The organism is Streptomyces sp. NRRL WC-3549 (assembly GCF_000721935.1).
Classification (GTDB): domain Bacteria; phylum Actinomycetota; class Actinomycetes; order Streptomycetales; family Streptomycetaceae; genus Streptomyces.
On the sequence record NZ_KL585431.1, the window covers coordinates 8,935 to 14,615 of the forward strand.

Annotated in this window: 6 protein-coding genes and 2 pseudogenes; 4 read left to right on the forward strand and 4 right to left on the reverse strand. The window is 69.2% G+C overall.

The window, feature by feature from the left end:
- Positions 1–26: 26 nt before the first annotated feature.
- From IH13_RS43660 to IH13_RS0130585, 4 genes and pseudogenes are all read left to right on the forward strand, one after another.
- Entirely contained in the window at positions 27–176 is a 150-nt protein-coding gene (locus tag IH13_RS43660; protein ID WP_420713418.1) for a cyclophilin-like fold protein, read from the forward strand.
- 40 nt (positions 177–216) lie between these two features.
- Entirely contained in the window at positions 217–984 is a 768-nt protein-coding gene (locus tag IH13_RS0130560; RefSeq protein ID WP_031089355.1) for a glucose 1-dehydrogenase, read from the forward strand.
- Between the two features lie 56 nt (positions 985–1,040).
- Positions 1,041–1,764 (forward strand): annotated as a pseudogene (locus IH13_RS41515) (SDR family NAD(P)-dependent oxidoreductase); the annotation flags it as partial.
- A gap of 371 nt (positions 1,765–2,135) precedes the next feature.
- Positions 2,136–2,708 (forward strand): dihydrofolate reductase family protein, encoded by a 573-nt coding sequence (locus IH13_RS0130585; protein ID WP_031089363.1) that lies wholly within the window; start codon positions 2,136–2,138, stop codon positions 2,706–2,708.
- A gap of 13 nt (positions 2,709–2,721) precedes the next feature.
- Here IH13_RS0130585 and IH13_RS41520 read toward each other — a convergent pair.
- From IH13_RS41520 to IH13_RS0130600, 4 genes and pseudogenes are all read right to left on the reverse strand, one after another.
- Positions 2,722–2,900: pseudogene (locus IH13_RS41520) on the reverse strand (IS630 family transposase); the annotation flags it as partial.
- A 74-nt stretch (positions 2,901–2,974) separates the two neighbouring features.
- Complete coding sequence (locus tag IH13_RS0130590; protein ID WP_031089364.1) at positions 2,975–3,706, reverse strand: dienelactone hydrolase family protein; 732 nt, start codon at positions 3,704–3,706, stop codon at positions 2,975–2,977.
- A 197-nt stretch (positions 3,707–3,903) separates the two neighbouring features.
- Positions 3,904–4,386: a Dps family protein gene (locus tag IH13_RS0130595; RefSeq protein WP_031089366.1), complete on the reverse strand. Its 483-nt coding sequence runs from the start codon at positions 4,384–4,386 to the stop codon at positions 3,904–3,906.
- Positions 4,387–4,624: 238 nt separating this feature from the next.
- Positions 4,625–5,572 (reverse strand): alpha/beta hydrolase, encoded by a 948-nt coding sequence (locus IH13_RS0130600; RefSeq protein WP_234433449.1) that lies wholly within the window; start codon positions 5,570–5,572, stop codon positions 4,625–4,627.
- Between the last annotated feature and the right edge of the window lie 109 nt (positions 5,573–5,681).

The following is a 5,681-nucleotide window of genomic DNA, read 5'->3' on the forward strand; positions in this document are numbered from 1 at the left end:
ACCCGCCCGCCGCGAAGGCCGGCGACATCGCCTACTACGCCCCCTGGGGCAACCTCGCCCTCTTCTACCAGGACGGGCCTGCCCCCTCCCCGGATCTGCTGGTCCTCGGCCACCTCGACGTCAGCGCCGACCAGCTCGGCCGGGCGACACGCATCACCATCGAAGCCGCCTCCTGACCCGGCCCCGTACGACCCGCACCTCGATCGGAGAACACCCGTGACCGTCACCTACGACTTCCGCGGCAAGACCGCCTTCGTCACCGGCGCCGCCGGCGGCATCGGACGGGCCACCGCCCTCACCTTCGCCCGCGCGGGCGCACGGGTCGCCCTCGCCGACCTCTCCGGCGACGGGCTGCACGAGACCGCCCGCCTCATCGACATCGCCGGGGGCGAAGCCCTCACCCTCACCTGCGACGTCACCAGCGAGGACGACGTCCAGGCAGCGATCGACCGGGCCGTCGAGCGCTTCGGGAGCCTGGACGCAGCCTTCAACAACGCCGGCGTCGAACAGCCCGTCCAGCCGGCCGCCGACACCGCCAAGGAGGACTGGGACCGCATCCTCGGCGTCAGCCTCACCGGAGCGTTCCTGTGCACCCGCGCCCAGATCCGCCAGATGCTGCGCCAGGACGGCGGCGGCGCGATCGTCAACGTCTCCTCCGGCGCCGGCATCAAGGGCTTCAAAGGCCAGGCCGCCTACGCCGCCGCCAAACACGGGATCATCGGCTTCACCCGCTCCGCCGCCCTCGACCACGCCGCCCAGGGCATCCGGATCAACGCCGTCTGCCCCGGCATCATCGACACCGAGATGATCCGCCGCTTCGGCGACACCCGCCCCGGCGGGCGCGAAGGACTCATCGCCGACGAACCCGTCGGCCGCCTCGGCAAGCCCGAGGAGATCGCCTCCGCCGTCCTCTGGCTCTGCTCCGACGACGCCGCCTTCACCACCGGCACCGCCCTCGTCGTCGACGGCGGCCAGACCACCTGAACCCTCCGGCCCACGCTCGACGCCCCCGCCGAAATCTCGCCCGAAGAGACAGCGCCATCAACCCCACCTACGACTTCACCGGCCAGGTCGCCTTCGTCACCGGCGCCTCCTCCGGCATGGGCCTGGCCACTGCCCGCGCCTTCGCCCAGGCCGGCGCCGCTGTTGGCCTCGCCGACATCGACGAGACGGCCGTCTCCACCGCCGTGAAGGAATTCACCGACGCCGGCCACCGGGCCCTCGCCCTGGTCTGCAACGTCACCGACGAGGACCAGGTTGCCGCCGCCGTCGACAGCACCGTCGAAGCCTTCGGACGGCTCGACATGGCCTACAACAACGCCGGCATCATGTCCCCGCCCACCGACGCCGCCGACGAGTCCGCCGAGCAGTTCGACCGCGTCCACAACATCAACCTGCGCGGCATCTGGGCCGCCATGAAGCACGAGCTGCGCCACATGCGCGACCAGGGCAGCGGCGCCATCGTCAACTGCTCCTCCCTCGGCGGTCTCGTCGGCAACCCCGGCCGCGCCGCCTACCACGCCACCAAGCACGGCGTGATCGGCCTGACCAAGAGCGCCGCCCTCGAATTACGGCCCGCGCGGCGTGCGGATCAACGCCGTCTGCCCCGGCACCATCGCGACCCCCATGGTCGACGCCATGGTCGAAGGCGGCGAACTCGACCGCACCCAGGCCGAAGCCGGCCAGGCCATCGACCGCCTCGGCACCGCCGACGAGATCGCCCAGGCCGTCCTGTGGCTGTGCAGCAGCGGCGCCAGCTCGGTCGCGGTGAAGATGCGGTGCTGGGCCATCGCCTCACGCAACCGCGCCAAGGGCTGCCCCGATGGTCCTCAAGGCTGTAGACAGCGGCCCCGACCACGAGTTCGACGCCGGGCTGGTCGCCTTGGCACGCCGGGAGGTCGAACGAATGCGGATGCTGGAATGGGAGATCACCACAGGTGACTTGAAGTGGCCGCCGCATGAAGCAGGACCTCTGGCCGAGGCCGCCGGAAGGGATCCGGCGAGGGCCGATGAGTTTCCCCGTGATCTGCAGTCATAGATCATGATTGGCAAACTGCGGCAGCCACGATCCTGGTCAAAGCGGGCATCGTGCGAGCGTGCTGAGCGTCCGGACACGAGATACCGAGGAACCCTAGATGCGTACTCTGATCAGCACCGCTTTCATCTCCCTCGACGGTGTCGTGGAGGCCCCGGGCGGTGAGCCCGGCTACCGGAACTCCGGGTGGACCTACAAGGACGTCGAGTTCCTCCCCGAGGCTTTCGCCCTCAAGGGACAGGAGCAAGAAGAAGCTGCCGCGATATTGATGGGCCGGACCAGCTACGAGGCGTTCAGCTTGGTGTGGCCGGACATGGCGGACTTCGCCGACTACAAGGTGATGCCGAAGTACGTCGTCTCCACCACCCTCACCGAGGGCGACCTGGTATCGAACTGGGGCGAGACCACCATCCTGCGCTCGCTCGACGAGGTCGCCGCGTTGAAGGAGACCGAGGGCGGCCCGATCATCGTCCACGGCAGCGCCACCCTGAACCAGCGGCTTTCGGACGCCAGCCTGATCGACCGCTACCACCTGATCATCTTCCCGCTCCTGCTCGGCGCGGGCAAGCGCCTGTTCAGCACCACCGACAAGGACACCCAGAGGCTCAAGTTGGTCGAGCACGAGGTCTACGCCAACGGTCTCCAGAAGAACATCTTCGACGTTGTCCGCTGACAGCACGGGGAGAGCGATCGGCATCGCTGAACGTCACCTCGGCGATCCTCGTCACCGGCATGCCCTGCGCGGACAGAGCACCATCTGGGCCCGCCGCCAGGTCACCACCGATCCGCTGCCTCTGCGGATGATCCGCAGCAGCCGTCGGCCCTCGTCGTCATCGATCTCCCGAACCTGAACTCTGTCGGCCACGCCGCCAGTGTTCGCTGAACGCGCCGATCGGGAACGGATCCCGATCGGCGCGTCGCGGACTGCAGGCGTAGCTGTCAGCCGAGGTGCCGGGTGAAGAACCGTAGTGTGCTGTCCAGTTCGAATGCCGGGATCTCCCCGTGCTTGCCAGGGTTGGCGTGCAGGGTCTTCTCGGCTGAGGCCAAGGCGTCGAACAGCGCCAAGCCGTGGGCCCGCGGCACCCGCTCATCGTCCCACTGCACCAGGAACTCCACCGGGACCGTGATCCGCGCGGCGGCCTCCGCTGATGCCAACGCCCCGCCCAATCCCAGCACCGCCGCGCGGACCCGGGGTTCGTCGGCAACGAACGGAACGCCGAGTCCGCACCCCAGCGACACCCCCCAATAGCCCACCGGACCAGCGCCGACGTAGTCGAGATCCTGGACCCCGTCCAGAACCGCCTGCCATTCCGGGACGGTCCGGCGAGCCACGAGTGCCTGGAAACCGGCGACCAGCGGAGCCAGCTCCTCCCCGGCAGCCACGCGAGCCTGGTTCTCGGTCGCGATCTGGTTGTACTCCTCATCCACCGGTCGGTCGCCATGGCCAGGCACGTCCACCGCCGCCACCGCGAAACCGCACTCGGCCACGAAGCGGCGCGCACGGGCCACGATGCCGGGGGCCTTCTTTTGCTGGCCGCCGCCGTGTCCCATCAGGATGAGGGGCCGAGTGCCGGCGGCACCTGCTGGCGTCCATAGCACGCCGGGAATCTCACCGTGGGTAAAGAGCTGTTCGCAGACGCCGTCGGCCGACGTCTCAGAGCTGAAGCGCATAGCGTTTCAAGCCTTTCGGGATGCCTTCTGCGGGCACTCCCTAGGCCATGCGAGAGAGGGAGCCCCGACCTGTCACAGCGTTGATCGGTCTCACCTCCTCGGTTCGCAGCAGCGCACAGCGACGCGGAACGTACCACGGAGGGCTCACCAACGTCTGTGCAAGGTCGTCGACAGGGCGAACGTTGCTTGATGCGGCATCAGTTCCCGTGGGAGACACTCTCAGCCGCGAACATCCAGCGCTGCTTCTCCAGTTCGGCGGTGATCGAGATCAGGAGGTCCTGGGTTACCGGGTCGGTCCCCTCGGTGACGTCGATGCGCTCGCGCAGCCGTGTGGCGGCGGCCCCCAAGGTCTCGACCATCACCTCGACGACGTCGACGTCGTGCACCCAGCCGTCCTTCGGGCCAGGCAGCGTGAACGCCGAGGCGATGGTCTCGGGCCGGCCGTCCGGCGAGACGCCGAGCGCTGCGGCTCGTTCTGCCACGGAGTCGGCGAACTCGCGCGCCGACATCACCAGTTCGTCGAGCTGCAGGTGAATGGAGCGGAACCGGGGGCCCACGATGTTCCAGTGCGCCTGCTTCCCGATCAGGGAGAGCCCCAGCAGGTCCACGAGGGTGTCCTGCAAGGCCGCCCCGGCGATCTGGCGGGCCCCATCGGGCATCGTGCTCTTCATGACAGTCATACGGTGGTTCTCCCTGTGAAGGTGAATCCGGAGTTGTGCGGGTGGTCTGGTTGTGATGCTGGGCGGAACGCCTTGCATCACCGCAGGAACAGGGCGTGCGGTCTGCTGCGGTGAACGTGCAGGATGCTTGGGGGATCCGCGGACGGCGCCTCCTCGGCCCGCAGTCCGTCGGGCTTCGGGGCTGTCGTAGTGGTGTGCCGGGGACCGGCAGGCCGGTCCCCGGCACACCACTCAGGGTTCAGGAGTCCTTGCGCAGACCGGTGTAGAGGTAGCGGCCGGCCTGGTCGACAGCCGCCTTGGCGGCGTTGGTGTCACCCAGGGCGTTGAGCAGGGCGAAGTCGTGGATGGTGCCCGAGTAGCGGACGGTTGTGATGTCGTTGCCGGCCGCGCGCAGCTTGGCGGCGTAGGCCTCGCCCTCGTCGCGCAGGACGTCGGCCTCGTCGGTGATGACCAGGGCCGGGGGCAGGTCCTTCAGCTGGTTCAGACCGGCCTGCAGCGGCGAGGCGAGGATCTCCTTGCGCACCTTCTTGTCGGGGGCGTAGGCGTCCCAGAACCACTGCATGGCCTTGCGGGTCAGCCAGGGACCGTCGGCGAACTGGCGGTAGGAGGCCGTGTTGAAGTTGGCGTCGGTGACGGGGTACAGGAGCACTTGCTCGCGCAGGGCGGGGCCGCGGCGCTGCTTGGCCATGAGGGTGACGGCGGCGGTCATGTTGCCGCCCACCGAGTCGCCGGCCACGGCCATGCGGGAGCCGTCGACTCCGATCTGCGCGCCGTTCTCGGCAACCCACTTGGTGGCCGCGTACGCCTGTTCGATGGCGATGGGGTAACGGGCCTCGGGGGAGGGCGTGTAGTCGACGAAGACGACCGCGGCCTGGGCCTTGTTGGCGATCTGCCGCACCAGCCGGTCGTGGGTGTCCTCGCTGCCCAGGACCCAGCCGCCGCCGTGGAAGTACATGACGACGGGCAGCTTGCCGCTCACGCCGGCCGGGCGGACGATCCGGATCTTCACCTCCCCGGTGGGGCCGACCTTGAGGGTGCGGTGACTGATGTCGGCGGGCAGCTTGTCGACCGGCCCGGCCTGGGCGTCCTCGAGCGCCTTGCGGGCGTCGGCGTAGGACAGCGTGTAGATCGGCGCGCCCTTGGCGGACGCGTCGGCGAACGCCTTGGCTTCCGGCTCCAGGACCACGTCCGGACTCTTCGCGGCCGGGGTGGCGGGGGAGGGTCTGGATGCGGAACCCGAGGTCGAGGCGGACGCTCCGGCCGCGATACCGCCGGCGATGACGACGGCGGCGGCC

Coding starts and splice junctions, on each gene's coding strand:
- IH13_RS0130585 (WP_031089363.1), top strand. CDS start 2,136: ATGCGTACTCTGATCAGCACCGCTTTCATCTCCCTCGACGGTGTCGTG.
- IH13_RS0130590 (WP_031089364.1), bottom strand. CDS start 3,706: ATGCGCTTCAGCTCTGAGACGTCGGCCGACGGCGTCTGCGAACAGCTC.
- IH13_RS0130595 (WP_031089366.1), bottom strand. CDS start 4,386: ATGACTGTCATGAAGAGCACGATGCCCGATGGGGCCCGCCAGATCGCC.